The sequence below is a fragment of the Providencia rustigianii DSM 4541 genome (assembly GCF_000156395.1).
Classification (GTDB): Bacteria; Pseudomonadota; Gammaproteobacteria; order Enterobacterales; family Enterobacteriaceae; genus Providencia; species Providencia rustigianii.
In genome coordinates this window covers 93,095-111,462 of the sequence record NZ_GG703817.1, presented here as the reverse complement: position 1 = coordinate 111,462, position 18,368 = coordinate 93,095, and the positions used below count along the sequence as shown (strand labels likewise).

Annotated in this window: 19 protein-coding genes; 13 read left to right on the top strand and 6 right to left on the bottom strand. The window is 42.1% G+C overall.

Annotated elements, in window-relative coordinates:
- Positions 1-15 precede the first annotated feature (15 nt).
- The 5 genes from moaC to PROVRUST_RS00555 all read left to right on the top strand — a co-directional run bounded on the left by moaC (position 16) and on the right by PROVRUST_RS00555 (position 4,386).
- On the top strand, positions 16-492 hold the full coding sequence (moaC, locus tag PROVRUST_RS00575; RefSeq protein WP_039853987.1) for a cyclic pyranopterin monophosphate synthase MoaC: 477 nt from the start codon (positions 16-18) through the stop codon (positions 490-492).
- Positions 492-737, top strand: a complete 246-nt coding sequence (gene moaD / locus PROVRUST_RS00570) for a molybdopterin synthase sulfur carrier subunit (RefSeq protein WP_006812722.1) — start codon at positions 492-494, stop codon at positions 735-737. The genes moaC and moaD overlap by 1 nt, the downstream gene beginning before the upstream one ends.
- Positions 738-739: 2 nt before the next feature.
- A complete protein-coding gene (moaE, locus tag PROVRUST_RS00565) occupies positions 740-1,192 on the top strand; it encodes a molybdopterin synthase catalytic subunit MoaE (RefSeq protein ID WP_006812721.1) in 453 nt (150 codons plus the stop codon).
- A gap of 152 nt (positions 1,193-1,344) precedes the next feature.
- Positions 1,345-2,052 (top strand): Bax inhibitor-1/YccA family protein, encoded by a 708-nt coding sequence (locus tag PROVRUST_RS00560; RefSeq protein ID WP_006812719.1) that lies wholly within the window; start codon positions 1,345-1,347, stop codon positions 2,050-2,052.
- Positions 2,053-2,337: 285 nt separating this feature from the next.
- Positions 2,338-4,386 carry a TonB-dependent receptor family protein gene (locus tag PROVRUST_RS00555; protein ID WP_039854343.1) on the top strand — a complete coding sequence of 683 codons (2,049 nt, stop codon included), beginning with the start codon at positions 2,338-2,340 and terminating at the stop codon, positions 4,384-4,386.
- Between the two features lie 39 nt (positions 4,387-4,425).
- Here the strand turns inward: PROVRUST_RS00555 and PROVRUST_RS00550 are convergent, their stop codons facing one another.
- On the bottom strand, positions 4,426-5,142 hold the full coding sequence (locus PROVRUST_RS00550; protein ID WP_006812717.1) for a Crp/Fnr family transcriptional regulator: 717 nt from the start codon (positions 5,140-5,142) through the stop codon (positions 4,426-4,428).
- A gap of 95 nt (positions 5,143-5,237) precedes the next feature.
- On the opposite strand from PROVRUST_RS00550, the gene PROVRUST_RS00545 reads away from it, so the two are divergent.
- Genes PROVRUST_RS00545 through PROVRUST_RS00525 form a run of 5 tightly spaced genes read left to right on the top strand, consistent with a single transcriptional unit; the run spans position 5,238 to position 9,258 of the window.
- Positions 5,238-6,326: an ABC transporter substrate-binding protein gene (locus PROVRUST_RS00545; protein WP_006812716.1), complete on the top strand. Its 1,089-nt coding sequence runs from the start codon at positions 5,238-5,240 to the stop codon at positions 6,324-6,326.
- Positions 6,319-7,338 carry a FecCD family ABC transporter permease gene (locus PROVRUST_RS00540; protein ID WP_006812715.1) on the top strand — a complete coding sequence of 340 codons (1,020 nt, stop codon included), beginning with the start codon at positions 6,319-6,321 and terminating at the stop codon, positions 7,336-7,338. The genes PROVRUST_RS00545 and PROVRUST_RS00540 overlap by 8 nt, the downstream gene beginning before the upstream one ends.
- Positions 7,335-8,075 (top strand): ABC transporter ATP-binding protein, encoded by a 741-nt coding sequence (locus PROVRUST_RS00535; RefSeq protein WP_006812714.1) that lies wholly within the window; start codon positions 7,335-7,337, stop codon positions 8,073-8,075. Before PROVRUST_RS00540 ends, PROVRUST_RS00535 begins: the two co-directional genes overlap by 4 nt.
- Before the next feature lie 47 nt (positions 8,076-8,122).
- Complete coding sequence (locus tag PROVRUST_RS00530; RefSeq protein ID WP_006812713.1) at positions 8,123-8,473, top strand: cupin domain-containing protein; 351 nt, start codon at positions 8,123-8,125, stop codon at positions 8,471-8,473.
- Positions 8,474-8,487: 14 nt separating this feature from the next.
- Entirely contained in the window at positions 8,488-9,258 is a 771-nt protein-coding gene (locus PROVRUST_RS00525; protein ID WP_006812712.1) for a class I SAM-dependent methyltransferase, read from the top strand.
- A 127-nt stretch (positions 9,259-9,385) separates the two neighbouring features.
- Here PROVRUST_RS00525 and PROVRUST_RS00520 read toward each other — a convergent pair whose 3' ends face one another.
- The 5 genes from PROVRUST_RS00520 to PROVRUST_RS00500 form a co-directional block, all read right to left on the bottom strand.
- Positions 9,386-10,492, bottom strand: a complete 1,107-nt coding sequence (locus PROVRUST_RS00520) for an ABC transporter permease (RefSeq protein WP_039853986.1) — start codon at positions 10,490-10,492, stop codon at positions 9,386-9,388.
- 7 nt (positions 10,493-10,499) lie between these two features.
- Entirely contained in the window at positions 10,500-11,639 is a 1,140-nt protein-coding gene (locus tag PROVRUST_RS00515; protein WP_006812710.1) for an ABC transporter permease, read from the bottom strand.
- A complete protein-coding gene (locus PROVRUST_RS00510) occupies positions 11,636-13,375 on the bottom strand; it encodes an ATP-binding cassette domain-containing protein (RefSeq protein ID WP_006812709.1) in 1,740 nt (579 codons plus the stop codon). Before PROVRUST_RS00510 ends, PROVRUST_RS00515 begins: the two co-directional genes overlap by 4 nt.
- Positions 13,376-13,383: 8 nt before the next feature.
- The gene (gene hlyD, locus PROVRUST_RS00505; protein WP_006812708.1) at positions 13,384-14,373 is read right to left on the bottom strand and encodes a secretion protein HlyD; all 990 of its coding nucleotides are present in this window, start codon (positions 14,371-14,373) and stop codon (positions 13,384-13,386) included.
- A 66-nt stretch (positions 14,374-14,439) separates the two neighbouring features.
- A complete protein-coding gene (locus tag PROVRUST_RS00500; RefSeq protein WP_006812707.1) occupies positions 14,440-15,138 on the bottom strand; it encodes a CerR family C-terminal domain-containing protein in 699 nt (232 codons plus the stop codon).
- 289 nt (positions 15,139-15,427) lie between these two features.
- Here PROVRUST_RS00500 and rhlE point away from each other — a divergent pair, with 289 nt between their 5' ends.
- From rhlE to PROVRUST_RS00485, 3 genes are all read left to right on the top strand, one after another.
- On the top strand, positions 15,428-16,780 hold the full coding sequence (rhlE, locus tag PROVRUST_RS00495; RefSeq protein WP_039853984.1) for an ATP-dependent RNA helicase RhlE: 1,353 nt from the start codon (positions 15,428-15,430) through the stop codon (positions 16,778-16,780).
- Positions 16,780-17,739 (top strand): tRNA dihydrouridine(16) synthase DusC, encoded by a 960-nt coding sequence (dusC, locus tag PROVRUST_RS00490; protein ID WP_006812705.1) that lies wholly within the window; start codon positions 16,780-16,782, stop codon positions 17,737-17,739. Before rhlE ends, dusC begins: the two co-directional genes overlap by 1 nt.
- 139 nt (positions 17,740-17,878) lie before the next feature.
- Positions 17,879-18,127 carry a GlsB/YeaQ/YmgE family stress response membrane protein gene (locus PROVRUST_RS00485; RefSeq protein ID WP_006812704.1) on the top strand — a complete coding sequence of 83 codons (249 nt, stop codon included), beginning with the start codon at positions 17,879-17,881 and terminating at the stop codon, positions 18,125-18,127.
- Positions 18,128-18,368 lie beyond the last annotated feature (241 nt).

The window sequence follows — 18,368 nt, the reverse complement described above, 5'->3', positions numbered from 1 at the left end:
TATTCAGGAGATATGATGTCCCAACTGACTCACCTTAATGCGTCGGGCGAGGCGCATATGGTTGATGTTTCTGCTAAAGCGGAAACTATCCGCGAAGCCCGTGCAGAAGCTTACATTACCATGAACCCAGAAACCTTAGCGATGATTGTCGATGGTAGCCACCATAAAGGGGATGTATTTGCGACGGCGCGTATTGCAGGTATCCAAGCCGCCAAAAATACGTGGCAGCTGATCCCGTTGTGCCATCCACTGCTATTGACCAAAGTGGAAGTGACGTTAGAGGCAGAACAAGCACATAACCGTGTACGCATCGAAACTTGCTGCCGCTTAACGGGAAAAACTGGTGTCGAAATGGAAGCGTTAACGGCGGCATCAGTGGCTGCATTAACTATCTATGACATGTGTAAAGCCATCCAAAAAGATATGGTCATTGGTCCGGTACGTCTATTAGAAAAGTCTGGCGGTAAGTCTGGACATTTTAAGGTGGAATAATGATTACTGTATTATTTTTTGCTCAAGTACGTGAGTTAGTTGGTACGGATCGTTTAGAACTGGAAGCGGAGTACCCGACAGTCGAGGCTTTACGTCATGCATTAACACAAAAAGGTGACCGCTGGGCATTAGCTTTAGAAGATGGAAAATTATTGTCAGCAGTGAATCAATCGTTTGTTTCTGGCGAACATCCATTGACCTCGGGTGATGAAGTGGCATTTTTCCCGCCGGTAACCGGAGGCTAAACATGGAACAGACCCACATTGCGGTACAGACTGAGAATTTCAGCGTTGGTGAGCAATATCAATGGTTAGCCGAATGCGACAGTGATGGCGCGGTAGTCACCTTTACCGGAAAAGTACGTAATCATAATCTGGGTGACAGCGTTGCAGCATTAACCTTGGAGCACTATCCGGGAATGACTGAAAAAGCATTAGCCGATATTGTGGCTCAGTCTAGATCCCGTTGGCCGTTACAGCGGGTGAGTGTGATCCACCGTGTGGGAACACTACAGCCAGGCGACGAAATTGTGTTTGTTGGGGTGACCAGTGCCCATCGTGACGCAGCATTTCAAGCCGCTGAATTTATTATGGATTACTTGAAGACTAAAGCACCGTTCTGGAAAAAAGAGACGTTACCGGATAATGAACGTTGGGTTGATGCCAAACAGAGTGATGAGGAATCGGCAAACCGCTGGTAGTCTCAAGGAGTTAGGCGAAAAATGCGAATAAGCCGAATGGTAATGTCAAAATATTGTGATAGACTTTGGATAAATTTGTCCGATCACAGTATGGATTACTTTAATGGTGGTTTTGCTGGGTCGATTTTTCTTACAATGGAAGGGTAACCATCATGGGTCAATTTGATCAGCGTAATGATTCTCTTGTCCAGAATGCCAGTACTGGCGTTCAGGCATTTATGTCGCAAGTATACGGCTGGATGACAGTCGGATTATTGCTGACGGCTTTTGTTGCTTGGTATTCTTTAAGCAGCGGTTTATTTGTCACTATCGCAACTAACAAAGTGCTATTTTTCGGAATGATCATTGCTGAACTTGGTTTAGTCATGGGTCTGTCATTCTTACTGCCGAAAATGAGCGGTGCCATTGCAACGGGTATGTTTATGCTGTACGCGTTGCTGACTGGCTTAACCATCTCCGTGATCCTCGCGGTATATACGGGTGAGTCAGTTGTCGGAACCTTCATTATTACTGCGGTTATGTTCGGTGCATTAAGTTTCTACGGCTACACTACCAAACGCAGCTTAACAGGTATGGGTAACTTCCTGTTTATGGCGCTGATTGGTTTGGTTGTCGCTTCGCTGGTTAATATCTGGCTGCAAAGCTCAATGATGTACTGGGTAATTACTTACGGTGGCGTTTTACTGTTTGCTGCTCTGACTGCGTATGATACTCAAAAGCTGAAAGAAATGGGCGAGCAAATCAACCAAGATGACAGAGAGAATATGCGTAAATACTCAATTATGGGTGCGTTATCTCTGTATTTAGACTTCATCAACCTGTTCCTGATGTTACTGCGTATCTTCGGTGACCGTCGCTAGTCTTTGAGTTAAGTAGGCTGAATACATCCGTATTACGCCGTCTTTTTTACCTAAATCCCTCGTTTATTAGCGAGGGGTTTTTATTTTATATTTCCCTTCTTTTTCATCAACTTTCAAATAAATCCCTTTAGATTAACAAGCCCTAATCTTCATCAGATATTTATATTTTGGATTTGACTCAAATTATTTTCACTTTTGACAAATGTCATAGGGAAATGGTTTCTTTTCTACTATTTTATGCCTCTAAATGAAAATGATAACCATTACTATTATTGGGGTGAATATATGTCTTATCCATTAAAGCAGCATAAATTAGCTCATTGTACTGCTCTGATTTTGGGGTTGAGCCCGTTTACTTTCTCGATAGCAGCGCCAACGGAACAAGATACGCTGATTGTGAACTCGTCAATGGGACACAGTCGTTTAACACCCACAGAGCAACAGGAAAAAGAAAAACTTGAGAAAGTGGCGGGAGGGACCAATCTAGTCATGATTGAAAAAGACGCGCGTCTTGCCACATTACAAGATGCGTTAGATTACCAACCTGGATTGGTGATCCAAAACTTTTTTGGTGGTATTGATCAACCTCGGCTAAATATTCGCGGTTCAGGGGTACAAAGTGCGCCATTAGCTCGAGGCGTTTTATTGTTACAAGATGGCCTACCTGCAACAGATGCCGATGGTAGCTTCCATATCAGTACATTGGAAATGCGTGATGCAAGGATGGTGAGTGTGCGTCGTGGAGCGAATAGCTTAAATCCACAAAGTAATAGCCTTGGTGGCGAGCTGGATGTTTTGTCCTATACAGGGCGAAATGAGCAGGGGCGACTGCGCTATGAGTATGGATCTTATGGGCGAGAAGGACTACAAACTGCATTTGGGGGTGTTTCTGATGATGGATCACTTGATGCGCGGGTGAATTTCACTTATGACCACTTTGACGGCTACCGTAAACATTCTTCATCTCAACGAAAAACATTACGTAGCAATTTTGGCTATGTCACGGATAATTTTGAAAACCGCACATGGTTAAATTGGACGGATTTACGTTTTGATGTTGCAGGTCCTGTTTCTGAAGAGGTACTGAACAATAACCCAACAGATGTTTACCCAATGGTTTGGCTGCGAGAGCCTCATCGTAATGTAGAGCAGTTTCGAGTAGCCAACCGGTCTGACTGGCAAATCGGCAACCAAGCAATTGGCGCGGGAGTATGGCACATCCGTACTCATGACAATTTTACGACACCTGCATACTACCGGTTTAGTCATAGTCACAGTGAAGGATTGCAGTTCACTTATAATATAGAAACTGAGCCAGTGACTTATCGTACAGCTGTGGCGTGGGATCAAATGACGCTACAAACCGATTTAATGCAAAATCGAAAAGGCACACCAGCGGATAAGAAAAAAATAGGTAAATATGATGGGTATGCTGAAAACATATATGGCAGCGTAGGCGTTGATTTACATGTTACACCAACAGTGACCGTCAATTTTGATGTGAAAGCGACCCATGCTCGCCGTGATGTAGAGAAACGCCAAAGTTCCATATCATTAGACCAAAGTTGGACATTTTTGACCCCAAAAGCAGGCATTGTTTGGCGCCCAACGGAAAGCCAACGCTATTTTGCTAATATTAGTGCGAGTGAAGAACCCGCCACCTTTTGGGAAATTATTAATTCCAGTGATGGCAAATTGACTAAATTGTCACCACAAAAGGCCATTACTTATGAAATTGGCGGTGAAGGAGAGGTGACCGAAGGATTGAAATGGAATCTTGCTCTATATCGTAGCCAAATTAAAGATGAATACATTACAACCTATGATAGTGCTGGTACTGTCGTTGGTGTGTTTAATTATGCAGCTAAAACCCGTCATCAAGGATTTGAAGCTGGGCTTACAGGACGAATTGGCGCAGGTCCTGGGGATATTAACTACCGTGCATCTTGGACTTACAATGACTTCCGCTTTATGGGCGGGGAATATAACGGCAACTACATCGCGGGTATTCCTCGCAATATAGTGGCCGCCGAAGTGTTATATGAGCTAGGTGATTGGAGCTTCGGTCCTAATATTCATTGGGCGCCAACAGATATGGCTGTTGATCACCAAAACAACCTCGATATTCAAAAACGAAAACATTATGCAGTCTTAGGGCTAAAAGGCAGCTATAAGCCAACGAAACAATGGTCCGTTTACTTATCAATGGATAACTTAACGGATGAGCGTTATGCAACGACATCGGTGGCTAATCAAACCGTGACAGCCAAGGACAGCACATTATTCCCTGGTATGGGTTTTAATGTTAACGGCGGTGTCACTTTCAATTTCTAACAGATAATTAGCGCATTATTTCAATATAATGCGCTAACACTAAAAAGGACGCTGGGCAGAAATAGACAGTTGAGTGAGGTAATTTTCGTTATTAATTCGTACTGTATCTTTTTCGATATCAATAAACCCTTTTTGGCGCCAGCTGGAGACTAATCGACTCAAGGTTTCATAACGCATCCCCAATTTTGCTGCTAGTTGCCCTCGAGATAACGGTAAAATAATATTCGGTGTTAATTGCTTATTTTTTAAATCAAGAATGTAAGCTGCAAGCCGTTGTTCTGCTGAGCTCGATGTAAGCCAATCAATATGGTTAATGTTTTCATACAGTTTAGTGCTAAACCGCATAAGTAATTTTTCCATAATCTGTGGACAAGCATGACAGAGCTGCAAAATATCTCGTTTATCCAGTAGCAGTGAGTCCCCGTCTGTTTTTGCGCGTAAGCTCATTGGATAACGGTTATGTGGCATAAAAACGGCGGCAATTGCCACAATTTCCCCTCCTGTAAATAAACCAAAGATTTTTTCTTCACCTAAATAAGTGTGTCGATACACTTCCATCTGCCCATTGATAATTAAAGGGCAATACTTAAAGGTATCACCTTCATAGCCCACAATTTCGCCACTTTTAAATTGAATATAGCCACAATTTTCAAGTAATAACGCTAATTTTTGCTCTTCAATACCGGAAAATAATGGGCATTTTATAAGCGCTTCGATCGATTGAGTGTAGGGAAAAACATTTTTGACAAATGTCATAGGTCATCCTCTTCAGGCACCTTAGAATAGCTTGAGTATAAATGATAATCATACACATTATCAATTAAGTTATTGGCAGGGAGTTGAATAACCATATGATAAATAATGTTTTTAAAATAGCAGTAACATTTTCTATGTTCGGGTTAGTGGTTAATGCGAGTGCATCTCAAGCAGTTGATTTTACGGATATGTCCGGTGATAAAATTCATTTATCTGCCCCTGCAAAACGTATTGTTGTGATCCCCATTCCTGCGGCGTCAATGCTAGTGGGTATGGATGAAAGTAGTGAAAAATTAGTCGGTATGCACCCCTTTGCCAAAGTTGCAGCTCAGGAAGGAATGCTTGGAAAGATGTTTTCGCCTGTGTTACAGGTTAATTCGAATGTTGTTGGTAATAATTTCACACCGAATATTGAAGCATTGCTCAATGTTGAGCCTGATTTAGTATGGCAATGGGGGCATAGAGGCGACGATATTATTTCCCCGATGCGAGATGCGGGGCTGACTGTTGCAACACTCGGTTATGGGCAAGAAAGTTATACCCAAGAGTGGATCCGATTAATGGGACAAACTTTAGGGCATAACGAAAAAGCCAATGAAATGATCCTGTGGCGCCAACAAGTGGTGAACACGCTTTCCGCTACTACAGCGAAAATTCCTGAATCAGAGCAACCTAAAGTTCTTTATCTGTCTCACTTTAATCAAAGTATTCAAACGTTTGGTTCAACATCTCACAACAATGCCGATTTTGCATTAGCGGGAGGCGTGAGCTTAAACCGGGATTTAACTGGCCCAAGAACACTGAATATTGAGCAAATACTACTTTGGGATCCCGATATCATTTTACTCGGTAATTTTGAAGAAGGTTTATCCCCTGCGGATGTATATGGTAACCCAATGTTGAGTGACGTTACCGCAGTTAAAAATCAACGAGTTTATAAACTGCCGATTGGCGGGTTTATTTGGGATGCACCAAACCAAGAAACCCCATTGTACTGGCAATGGCTATCAATGGTGTTTCACCCTGAAACCACCAATATTCCTTTACGCGAAGAAATTCGTCAACGTTATCAGCAGCTTTATGGTTATCACGTCACGGAAGATCAAATCGATGGGATTTTACAGATTGAGCTAAATAAAAATAGCCTGCATTACCTTTCTCTGATGGGTAAGCCAAATGCGTAGTCCTTATATGCTCTGGATGACTTTTGGGATGTGTTTCCTTTTTATATTTTTGTTGGCGTTGAGTCTTGGGCGTTATCCGGTCTCATTTTCTTCTGTATTTCATATTCTCTATGATGCAATTTTAGGGAACGAAAGCGGGGGAAATTATAGCCGTACGGAACAAAATGTGGTGCTGAGCGTTCGATTACCACGAGTTTTGATTGCCGGTATTGCGGGGGCTGGTCTTGCCGTTGCGGGAGCCGCTTTACAAGGTATCTTCCGTAATCCTCTTGTCGGGCCGCAAATTATTGGTGTTTCTTCTGGCGCTGCGTTAGGCGGAGCTTTAGCTATTTTACTGTTTTCCTCACTATTGATAACTATCTCATTTGCTTTTATTGGTGGGTTGGTGGCGATTATGTTGGTTTTTTTATTAGGTATGAATCGCCAAGGAAGCCCGCTACTGATGTTGATCCTCGCAGGCGTCATTATCAATGCCTTTTTTGCTGCACTCATTTCATTGATTACCTATTTTGCAGACCCTAATAACACGCTGCAAACCATTGTTTTTTGGTTGATGGGGAGCTTTGCTAGCGCTTCTTATCTAAAGCTCATGATTGTACTGCCAGTTGTTTTGTTTTCGATATTGATTATTTTTGCTTTGCGCTTTCGTATTAATGTGCTGTCACTAGGAGAAGAAAATGCACAGGCTTTAGGCATGAAAATCAATCGAACGCGTTGGGCAGTGTTACTCAGTGTCACATTGATCACCAGCGCTACAGTCGCAGTATCTGGCACTATTGGGTGGGTAGGGTTAATTGTTCCCCATATTGCGCGAATTGTAGTAGGGCATGATCACCGTATTTTGTTGCCTGCCAGTGCTGTGATTGGTGGGATTTATATGATTGGTGTAGATACCTTTGCTCGGAGTATTACCAATGCAGAAATTCCACTCAGCGTCATCACGGCTTTAATTGGAGCGCCTATTTTTGCGATTTTAATTCATGCGCTTAATAAAAAGGTGGCTGATTTATGATTGACGTAAAACATCTCAATTTTTCGATAGGTCAGCGTCAGTTATTCACTGATTTAAGTTTCAATCAGCCTAAAGGGAGTATTGGGGCTATTTTGGGTCCCAATGGGAGAGGGAAAACCACTTTATTGCGGTTATTGTTGGGGTTACAAAAAGGCATGCAAGGTCAGGTATCTCTAAATGCTCCCGTTGCGTATGTGCCACAACTTACAGGCTCTTTGTTTCATTACTCTGTACGTACTATGGTGAGCCTAGGGCGTATTCGCCATCTACCTTGGTATGCTTCACCCAGTGAACGCGATAATCAAATTGTTGAGCAATGCTTGGATTATTTAGGTCTACGTCGTTTTGCCAGCCAACAATTTAATCGATTGAGTGGCGGTGAAAAGCAAATGGTCATGATAGCCAGGGCACTTGCCAGCGAACCTCAAATTTTAATTTTGGATGAGCCTACCTCTGCATTGGATTTAGCCAATCAAGATAATGTTCTTAGTACGTTACGTGATTTAGCCCAACACCGTGAAATGACCATTTTATTTACTAGCCACTACCCACAGCATGCTCTGCATATTGCTGACCATTCGTTATTACTGTTTAACGAAGGGCACTGTTTATTTGGTGAATCTCAACACATTTTAACGGAACAAAACCTTTCTCAACTCTACCAATTACCGGTGGCAATTATGCCCATTCATGAGCAAAGCAGAGAAATACAAGGGGTTGTTCCACTGTTTAGATAATTTTTGAATGAGCATAAACAATCAATAGCATTAAGGAATGTGAAATTATGAGCGATAACACAATAACGCCTGCTGAAGCCTTAACTATCAGCACACTAATTAACTATACCGAACAAGGGATTGCCAGCCGAGTTTTAGCTAAAAATGGCGGGGGAAATATGACTTTATTTGCCTTTGATAAAGGTCAGGCATTATCTGAACATAGTGCTCCTTTTGATGCCATTGTGATGGTTGTTGAGGGCAGTTTGTTGCTGACGATTAACGGTGAATTGGTGACAGCTAAACCGGGAACTATAGTCAGAATGCCAGCGAATATTCCTCATGCTGTTGATGCGCCTGAGCCCGCCAAAATGCTGTTGGTGATGTTGCGTGAACCGAATCATGAGTGTAACCATTAGTTTGGAGATTATTTATGGAACAATCATTTACTGCGCATGAGGCAGGGCATAAATTTTTAGCCCGTCTTGGGAAAAAACGCTTACGTCCCGGCGGAAAAATTGCTACTCAGTGGTTACTGAGCCAATCTGGTTTAAATAAAGATAGTCAAGTACTTGAAATTGCATGCAACATGGGAACGACTGCCATTGAAATTGCTTCACAATATCATTGTCATATCACAGGTATAGACATGGATAAACACGCCTTGGAGAAGGCTCAAAAAAATGTAGACCAGCATGGTTTAACGGATTTAATCACTCTCCAAATGGCTGATGCGTCAAAATTACCCTTTGCTGATAATAGCTTTGATGTGGTGATCAATGAAGCCATGCTAACAATGTACGGAGATAAAGCGAAAGCAAAATTATTGCAGGAGTACTATCGTGTATTAAAATCCGGTGGTTGCTTATTAACCCATGATATTGCGTTTAAAGATGCGCAGGATCCACAAGATATTGCGGCAGAAATGCATCAAGCTATTCATGTAAAAGCACAACCGTTACCTCAAGCTCAATGGATTGATTTATTTAAGCAAGCAGGCTTTCAGAGCGTACTGTCTAGTACAGGACCAATGACCTTATTGTCACCAAAGGGGCTAATTTATGATGAAGGCTTACTTGGTACGATAAAAATTATTCGAAATGCATTAAAAAAAGAAAACCGACCACAATTCTTACGGATGTTCCGCCACTTTCGAAAAAATCGTGGAAAATTAAACTATATTGCCGTTGCTAGCGTGAAATAAGGAAGCCCAATAATACGCGCAAGGAAGCGCTAAATTGTATCTAGCCTCCGTACTTTGAACAGAGAGCTTAAAACGTTAATCTGAGTACTATTAACTGCTTTCAAGAGGCAATTTCTAACCGATAAGATTAAGCAATTTTCTTACGAAACAGATAATAGGCAAGATTACTGGTCACTAATGCAATAATTAGCAAAGGCCATAAACTGTGAAAAACCACTGAAAAATCTGCATCTTTGAGGTAAATCTGTTTAGTAATATCCGTAAAGTGACGAATAGGGTTGATCCAAGTAATATCTTGTAGCCATACAGGCATATTCTCTACTGGGGAAATATAGCCGGACAGCAAAACGGCGGGCATCATAAATACAAACACCCCAATAAAAGCTTGTTGCTGAGTAGAGCAGAGCGCAGAAATTAATAATCCAAATCCCACCAACGATAATCCGTAAAATACCATTGTGCCGTAGAACAGTAACAGAGAACCGGCGAATGGAATTTGGTAGCAAAAAATCCCAATGATTAGCACCAAAGTTGCTTGAGCGGTCGCCACCACCAAGGCTGGAACCGCTTTTCCGATAAAAATTTGCCATGTGGTGAGTGGGGAAACTAATAGTTGGTCGAGAGTCCCTTGCTCCCGTTCTCGGGCAATCGACAGTGAGGTCACAATTAACACGCCAATCGTGGTGATCAAGGCGACCAGTGATGGCACGATAAACCATTTATAGTCTAAATTGGGGTTGTACCAGTTACGGACAATCAGCTCACTATTATTCGGTTGAATTTGTGTTTTGCTCAGCTCTTGCTGATATTGCATCACAATTTGCTCGATATAATTGGCCGCAATTTGCGAGCTATTTGAATTTCGTCCATCCAACAATAGCATCATATTCGCAGTATGGTGGCTGGCGATATTCGCACTAAAGTTCTGGTTAAACCTGACGACTAATAATGCTTTCCGGTTATCAAGAGTTTCACGGATCTCATGCTCATTTTTTAACAGTAAAACATGGGAAAACGCACTGGCTTTAGCGAGACGCTGAGTAAGCTCAATGGAATGCTCTCCACTATCTTGGTCAAAAATCGCGATAGTAGTATTGGTGACTTCCAACGTTGCCGCAAGAGGGAATAAAATCATTTGAAAAATCACGGGCATAATCAAAATAATTCGAGTCTGTTTTTCTTGCAACAAAGATTGCAGCTCTTTCATTATTAAGGTGTAAAGGCGATAAAACATAGGCCCCTCAATCCAAGCGACGGCGAGTTTTTAATGCCGTTAAGCCGATAAATAAAATAGCGGATGCGATTAGCAATAAAAAGTCAGTGAGTAAAACTAAATAAATATCACCCGCTAAAAATAGGGTTTGTAGACTACTGACAAAATAACGAGCAGGGATAAAGTAAGTCACTACTTGAATGAATGCTGGCATGCTATCAATTTCGAAGATAAACCCAGATAACATGATTGCAGGTAAAAATGCCGCATTTAGTGCGACCATGGCTGCATTAAACTGATTACGAGTAATAGTAGAAATTAATAATCCCATCCCTAAGGCCGTGGCGAGATACAAACTGGTGATCACAAATAACACCAATAAAGATCCCCGATAAGGAATATTGAGTACAAAGGTTGTTACCAACATACACAAGATCATCACAAAAGAACCAAGCACTTGGTAAGGTAATAATTTTGATAGCAATAATTCAGTGCGTGTTATTTGTGTGGAGAGTAACGCTTCCATCGTCCCACGTTCCCATTCCCGAGCAATCACTAGCGAGGTTAAAATCGCGCCAACCACTGTCATGATAATGCTAATTGCCCCTGGGATAATAAAGTGCTGACTCAACGCTGCTTCGTTAAACCAATAACGCATATTCAATTCAATCAATGGATCAGTGGGATAGCCTTTGTTCTCCCCCTGTTGCACGAGCCAAGTATGCCAAACACCTTTGGTATAGGCTTGAACAAAATTGGCGGTATTGGGTTCGCTACCATCTGTGATCACCTGAATAGCGGCGTGTCCATCTGGGCGCAAGAGTTGCTCGGAAAAGTTCACTGGGATCACGACAATTCCACGAATTTCACCGGCTTGCATTTTATTGATCAGTAAATGGCGATCGTTGCTAATGGTCGCATCAATAAAGGGGGATCCCGTGAAGGTATCAACCAATTCGCGGGCTTCTTGGCTTTGCTGATCCATTAAAATACCCACACGCAATTTACTGGAGTCTAAATTGATTCCATAGCCGAAAATAAATAGCAGCATCAAGGGGATGACAATAGCAATTAACGCGCTGCTTGGATCGCGAACAATTTGTTTACTCTCTTTCCAGCATAAGGCTTTTAGCCTACGCCATGAAAAGCGGGAGGTGGCAATACTCATTTTTCCTCCTGTTGCTTGTCATAGTTAGCAATCAGTTCGATAAAAGCATCTTCCATGGAAGGATTTGAATTTTCAGTGCTCGCTACTTGTTGTTTAAGTTCGTCAGGGGTTCCTGCCGCAATAATTTTACCGTGATAAACCAGACCTATACGGTCACAATATTCGGCTTCATCCATAAAGTGAGTGGTCACCATCACGGTAACACCTTTATCAACCATTCCATTAATATGTAGCCAAAACTCACGGCGGGTGAGTGGGTCAACACCGGATGTTGGCTCATCTAAAAACAGAATATCGGGCTCGTGCATTAGGGAACAGGCAAGGGCAAGACGCTGTTTATAGCCTAATGGTAGTGAATCGGTAATTTGGTTAATGATCGGATTAAAGTTAAACGCATCGACCATCTCCTGTATTTTTTGGGTTTGTTTTTTATGATGTAAACCGTAAACACCTGAGAAGAATTTTAAGTTTTGTCCGACTTTAAGATTGCCATACAAAGAGAATTTTTGTGCCATATACCCCAGATGTTGGCGGGCTTTATTGGAGCTGGTTTTTAAATCCATCCCAAGCACTAATGCTTGCCCATCTGTTGGTTTCATTAAGCCGCACATCATTTTAAATGTCGTGGATTTTCCTGCTCCATTGGGACCTAATAAGCCAAAAATTTCCCCGCGTTTAACTTGGAAATTAACTGTATCGGTTGCGGCAAAGTCCCCAAATTTTTTGGTTAGATTACGGGCTTCAATCACCGTTTCGTTGGGTGCTGGTGGAATTTGGGGAACGATTGATGCCAATTCTGAACGATGTGATGGCCCACCGCCGAGCAAATCAATAAATGCATCTTCAAAACGCGGTTTGGCGGGCAGTAATTTTTGTTGCCCCATATTTAATGCGTTGAGTAAATTTTCTTGGGATGCATCGGGCTTCAGTATTAAACGGATATAGCGTCCTTGGATCACACCATCGGTGGTTTCAGGAAGAACGAGGGCATCCTGTAAAATTGTTCGTTTTTTAGTAGCTGGAACGTCCAACAAAAAGGAGCGCCCAGCCATGTGTTGTGTCAACTTTTCAGGTTCTCCGCTATACAGCAGTTTACCTTTGTTTAGCAGAAGTACTTCCTTACACTGTTGTGCTTCATCCAAGTAGGAGGTACTCCAGAGGATCAACATACCATCATCAGCAAGGGTGTGAACCATTTGCCAGAGCTCCCGTCGAGCGATGGGGTCGACACCGACACCAGGCTCATCGAGCAATAACACTTTGGGTTTACCGAGTAAGGTGCAGGCGAGTCCGAGTTTCTGCTTCATTCCACCTGACAGTTTTCCAGCCAGACGTGCAGTAAACGGTGCTAAGCTGGTGAAGGTTAATAATTGTTGATAAGTTTGTTGACGTTCTTCACCAATCACACCGCGCAAATCAGCATATAAATCGAGATTTTCTTGTACCGTTAAATCTTCGTACAATCCAAACTTTTGCGGCATGTAACCCAAGTTTGCGCGCACCTCAATGCTATCTTTGATGGGATCTAATCCCATGATGCTGATGTTGCCTGAATCGGGTTTGAGTAGCCCAGCAAGCATGCGCATTAGGGTGGTTTTTCCTGCCCCATCTGGACCCACCAACCCTGTTACTGAGCCACCATGGATAACCGTGGTTAAGCTTTCAACGGCAGGGGAATCTAATCCTAAAAAGGTCTTTTCGACCCCTTGTAGGTGGATGCTGTAATCTTGAACCATAATCTGCCCTATTTTTGAGCATCAGTGAATTGGATAGTTACAGGCATTCCTTGGCGTAGTTTGTCATTGGGGTCATCAACAATGATGCGCAAGCGATAGACTAAATCGGTCCGTAGATCCGGTGTTTGTACACTTTTAGGGGTAAATTCTGCGGTAGGGGAAACAAACCCAATGGTGCCGTGATAAGGGGTATTGGGCTGGCTATCGGTATACAAGAGAACTTTGCTACCGGGAATTGCATCACCTAAATGTGCTTCACTGACGTAGGCTCGGACCCAAACTGGATTTGTTAACGTGACACTGAATACAGTATTGCCAGCACCAATGATCGTTCCTGGCTCAATAGCTCGCGTCAAAATTGTGCCATCAGATGGCGCAGTAAGAATGGTGTCTGCAAGGTCTAATTCAGCTTGTGCTACAGCGGCTTCTGCTTGTAGCCATTCACCGCGTGCGGCCGCAATTTCCTCTTGGCGAAAACCACTTTGGTATTGATTGAGTTTATCTTGGGATGCTTTTAGCGCTGCAAGGGTTTGATTGCGATTATTTCTTGCATTATCAAGGTCATTTGCGGAAATCAAACGTTGAGCTGCTAGCCCTTGTTGGCGTTTAAAAAAGCTGTCTGCGTATTGCCAAGCCGCTTGTCGTTGAGCCACTTCCGCTTCTACTTGCGCAATTTCTTGGGTACGGTATCCACTTTCTTTTAATGCTAATTGGGCTTTTGCACTATCACGAACCCCTTTAGCTTTATTGAGAGCATTGATATAGGGGGCATCATCAAGTTTCCCTAATTGCTGCCCTGAGGTGACTTTAGCGCCTTCATCCACATCTAAAGATGCTAGTTTACCGCCGACACGGAAACTAAGGTTAACGGTTCGCACATCCACATTACCATATAGGGCTAATGATGGGCTCTGCATTGATTGGTAGTAGTAGCCACCTGCAGCTGCGATTAATATGACAATAATAAGAATAATAACGGAACGGCGTTTATTGTTCATAGCTAACCTTAATAATGGATAAGTTTATAACTTAAAACTATGGTTTGACTTTATCCATGCATCATATCACTTTTCTGTCTGTTGGCGTTGACGTAATCCCAATAATAGAATGTCAATGTGTTCAATAAGGACTTGATTAATAATTTTAAATTCATCCTCGTTGATATGTTTCCAGCCGGTTTGCCTAAGCAGCGTTTCTCGCGCAATTCGGAAAGAGAGTGTTTCTCCTAGAATGGCGTGGGTATGAATCAACGTCGCTAAGTTATTGGGGTCTGCGCCAATATAGATAGAAATTAAACGATTTAAACGCGAATGAATTGGACCAAGAGCTTGTTCATGGATGATGGCATAGGCTTCAGTAGGGTTGAGTTGCTCTCGGGCTAAAATACGTGAAAAGCTGAGATTTTCTTTTTTTAGTTGGAAAAAGTTATAGGAGATGATGGTTGTTTTAAGGAGATCTAATGCCTCTTCGGGTTCTTGAGAGTTAACAGATAAGCTCAAAAAATCATCTATCTTAGATAAGGTTTCAGAGAAACTTTCTTTTATATTATTCGCAATTTCTTGCGCTACAGCGAGGTAAAGCCCTTCTTTAGAGCCAAAATAGTATGAAATGGCAGCAATGTTTTGCCCAGAGGCGTGTGCTATTTTGCGAGTGGTTGCGCCATCAATACCTTGTTCTCCATAAACATCAGCTGCGGCAAGAAGAAGCTGATATTTGGCATTTTCCCCACGCAAAGTTGGCGATGAGTTTGTGTTCATAAACATTCCTTTTTAATACAGAATAAAATTATTTTCAGTATGCTCTTGATTGGCACTTACTATTTTTGAGATTCGTAAACTGATTTCTCTCAGTTTTGTCTACGTATATATACTATATAAAGCAGATTTTGTATTAGTTTACTTATAAATCTAAATTAATATATTTATCACAGTCAAATGATGGTAGAATTTTTGCATATCGCATGGCAGTTTGCGCTTTTTCTTTTCTTAAATATCAAACCTTCCCCCTAGAGCTGCCCAAAAATTTGAAGCGGTGAAGCCCGGAGTAAATAACTTGACTAGTTTTTCTGACCTCGCGTTAAACGAGGAAATCTTGCGTGCCATTAATGAATTAGGCTACGACAGCCCTACGCCTATTCAACAACAAGCTATCCCAGCAGTTTTGGCTGGCAATGACTTATTAGCCAGTGCTCAAACAGGGACAGGTAAAACCGCAGGTTTTACTTTACCTATTTTACAGAAGCTCGTTGATGCGCCACGCAGTGGAAATAATCGTCGACCAATTCGAGCATTAATTTTAACACCAACTCGAGAATTAGCGGCTCAAGTGGCAGAGAATGTTAAAGAATATAGCCGCCATTTAAATATTCGCTCGTTCGTCGTATTTGGTGGTGTCAGCATTAACCCTCAAATGATGAAACTTCGCAGTGGCGTGGATGTACTAATCGCTACGCCTGGTCGTTTACTGGATTTAGAACATCAAAATGCAGTGGATCTGTCACAGGTAGAAATTTTAGTGTTGGATGAAGCTGACCGAATGTTAGATATGGGATTCATTCACGATATTCGCCGAGTGATCACTAAATTACCTAAAAAGCGTCAAAATTTACTGTTTTCTGCAACTTTCTCGGATGATATTAAACAGCTGGCGAGTAAATTGCTTAATAATCCAGTCTCTATTGAAGTAGCTCCGCGTAATTCGGCATCAGAGCAAGTGACTCAGTATGTTCACTTGGTCGATAAAAAACGTAAAGCTGAATTACTCTCATTCATGATTGGACGTGAGAATTGGCAGCAAGTGTTAGTGTTTACTCGGACTAAACATGGTGCTAACCGTTTAGCAGAGCACTTGAATAAGGATGGAATAAAATCCGCCGCAATTCATGGTAATAAAAGCCAAGGAGCACGTACCCGCGCTTTAGCTGATTTTAAATCAGGGGATATTCGCGTATTAGTTGCGACAGATATTGCAGCACGAGGCTTGGATATTGAACAACTTCCACATGTTGTTAACTTTGAGCTACCGAATGTGGCTGAAGATTATGTCCATCGCATCGGTCGTACTGGGCGTGCAGAAGCAACTGGTCAGGCAATTTCATTAGTCTGTATTGATGAAGTTAAGTTACTTAAAGATATTGAAAAGTTACTGAAAAAATCCATTCCAGTTATGGCGATTGATGGTTATGAGCCAGATCCTTCAATCAAAGCTGAACCTATTCAAAAACCGTCTCAACGTAATGATCGCCGCCCTTCAGAAAATCGTGGTGGCAATGATAGAGGAAGCCGTGGCAATGACCGCCCTCGTCGCGGTAACGCTAATGCAGGCAAAGGTAAATCTGAGGCTTCTTCCGGTTCACCATGGAAAAGCGCACAAAAAAGAGTGAAACAGGGGCGCAGTGAAAGCTAATGCGTGTGTTATTAGCCCCGATGGAGGGGGTTCTTGACTCTTTAGTTCGCAGTTTATTAAGCGAAGTGAATGATTATGATTTGTGCATTACTGAGTTTGTGCGAGTCGTAGATACGTTATTGCCGGAAAAAACTTTCTATCGGTTATGTCCTGAGCTACGTCATGGTAGTCGAACACCTTCAGGAACGTTAGTTAGGGTGCAGCTGTTAGGGCAGCATCCTGAATGGTTGGCTGAAAATGCCAACCGCGCTATTGAACTGGGTTCATGGGGGGTAGATCTCAATTGTGGTTGCCCATCAAAAACGGTAAATGGAAGTGGCGGTGGTGCGACGCTCTTGAAGCAACCAGAGTCGATATATCGCGCTGCAAAAGCGATGCGTGATGCCGTGCCTAAAGAGCTTCCTGTTTCTGTCAAAGTTCGTCTTGGTTGGGATAGTAGCCAATTTTCGCATGAAATTGCGGATGCTGCTCAACAAGCGGGGGTAACTGAGCTGACAGTTCATGGTCGAACCAAAGAAGATGGCTATAAAGCAGAGTGTATTAATTGGCAGGCAATTGGTGATATTCGCCAAAGATTGTCTATTCCAGTGATCGCCAATGGGGAAATTTGGGACTATGAAAGTGCCAAACGATGCATGGAAATTACTGGATGTGATTCTATTATGATTGGTCGTGGCGCGCTAAATACTCCAAATTTAAGTCGAGTGATTAAGCAGAATGTTGCTCAAATGCCTTGGGAACAGGTTGGAAAGTTATTGTTTAAGTACACCGAGTTAGAAAAGCTAGGTGATACTGGACACTATCATGCCGCACGTATCAAACAGTGGTTAGGTTATCTGCGTAAAGAGTACCCGCAAGCGGATACGTTATTTTCTCAAGTAAGAGCATTAAAAAATGCGAGTCAAATTGCTGAAGTTATTGCTCATCATGTTGAATATGGCTCGATATCAGCCATCTAAAAAAGAACTAATTTGCCAAAATTTGAGATACAGTCTTTAATATAAAGTGTATGGCGGTGATTAAATGAATAATAGGTCATCACTGTATGCAACCAACTAAAGCATTTATTTAGTGCAACTTACATTTCGGAGGCGTCAAATGGGAGTTATTGCTTGGATCGTGTTTGGTTTAATCGCCGGTGTTTTAGCGAAATGGCTTATGCCAGGAACCTATCAGATGGGTTTTATCATGACGACAGTATTAGGGATCGTCGGTGCGGTTGTTGGGGGGTACATTAGTACTTTCTTTGGCAAAGGTAAGGTCGATGGCTTTAATTTTGGTAGTTTTATTGTCGCAGTTATTGGCGCAATAGTGGTGCTATTTTTAGCCGGAATGTTTATCAAATAGAGCACTGTATTTTCTCTGAATAACTAGATAATGATTAAAGCCGCATGTTATGAATTTTGCTAAATAACATGTGGCTTTAATTTTTTTGCATGGAATCTCTTGATTATACGAATTTTTGGATAGATGAAATGTTTAGTGACATATGTTCAAATAGCTTTTGTATAAGAAACCCATTTTTTGAGTAGTGCCAAGTAATATAGTTATTTTCAATAAGGGAAAGAGACATTTTTCCAACATTAAT

What these genes read in the sequence shown, in the direction of transcription:
- hlyD (WP_006812708.1), bottom strand. Translation starts at nt 14,373, where the DNA reads ATGAACAATAAACGCCGTTCCGTTATTATTCTTATTATTGTCATATTA.
- PROVRUST_RS00560 (WP_006812719.1), top strand. Translation starts at nt 1,345, where the DNA reads ATGGGTCAATTTGATCAGCGTAATGATTCTCTTGTCCAGAATGCCAGT.
- PROVRUST_RS00530 (WP_006812713.1), top strand. Translation starts at nt 8,123, where the DNA reads ATGAGCGATAACACAATAACGCCTGCTGAAGCCTTAACTATCAGCACA.
- moaD (WP_006812722.1), top strand. Translation starts at nt 492, where the DNA reads ATGATTACTGTATTATTTTTTGCTCAAGTACGTGAGTTAGTTGGTACG.
- PROVRUST_RS00485 (WP_006812704.1), top strand. Translation starts at nt 17,879, where the DNA reads ATGGGAGTTATTGCTTGGATCGTGTTTGGTTTAATCGCCGGTGTTTTA.
- PROVRUST_RS00555 (WP_039854343.1), top strand. Translation starts at nt 2,338, where the DNA reads ATGTCTTATCCATTAAAGCAGCATAAATTAGCTCATTGTACTGCTCTG.
- PROVRUST_RS00545 (WP_006812716.1), top strand. Translation starts at nt 5,238, where the DNA reads ATGATAAATAATGTTTTTAAAATAGCAGTAACATTTTCTATGTTCGGG.
- moaE (WP_006812721.1), top strand. Translation starts at nt 740, where the DNA reads ATGGAACAGACCCACATTGCGGTACAGACTGAGAATTTCAGCGTTGGT.
- dusC (WP_006812705.1), top strand. Translation starts at nt 16,780, where the DNA reads ATGCGTGTGTTATTAGCCCCGATGGAGGGGGTTCTTGACTCTTTAGTT.
- PROVRUST_RS00540 (WP_006812715.1), top strand. Translation starts at nt 6,319, where the DNA reads ATGCGTAGTCCTTATATGCTCTGGATGACTTTTGGGATGTGTTTCCTT.
- PROVRUST_RS00550 (WP_006812717.1), bottom strand. Translation starts at nt 5,142, where the DNA reads ATGACATTTGTCAAAAATGTTTTTCCCTACACTCAATCGATCGAAGCG.
- moaC (WP_039853987.1), top strand. Translation starts at nt 16, where the DNA reads ATGTCCCAACTGACTCACCTTAATGCGTCGGGCGAGGCGCATATGGTT.
- PROVRUST_RS00510 (WP_006812709.1), bottom strand. Translation starts at nt 13,375, where the DNA reads ATGGTTCAAGATTACAGCATCCACCTACAAGGGGTCGAAAAGACCTTT.
- PROVRUST_RS00525 (WP_006812712.1), top strand. Translation starts at nt 8,488, where the DNA reads ATGGAACAATCATTTACTGCGCATGAGGCAGGGCATAAATTTTTAGCC.
- PROVRUST_RS00535 (WP_006812714.1), top strand. Translation starts at nt 7,335, where the DNA reads ATGATTGACGTAAAACATCTCAATTTTTCGATAGGTCAGCGTCAGTTA.
- PROVRUST_RS00520 (WP_039853986.1), bottom strand. Translation starts at nt 10,492, where the DNA reads ATGTTTTATCGCCTTTACACCTTAATAATGAAAGAGCTGCAATCTTTG.
- PROVRUST_RS00515 (WP_006812710.1), bottom strand. Translation starts at nt 11,639, where the DNA reads ATGAGTATTGCCACCTCCCGCTTTTCATGGCGTAGGCTAAAAGCCTTA.
- PROVRUST_RS00500 (WP_006812707.1), bottom strand. Translation starts at nt 15,138, where the DNA reads ATGTTTATGAACACAAACTCATCGCCAACTTTGCGTGGGGAAAATGCC.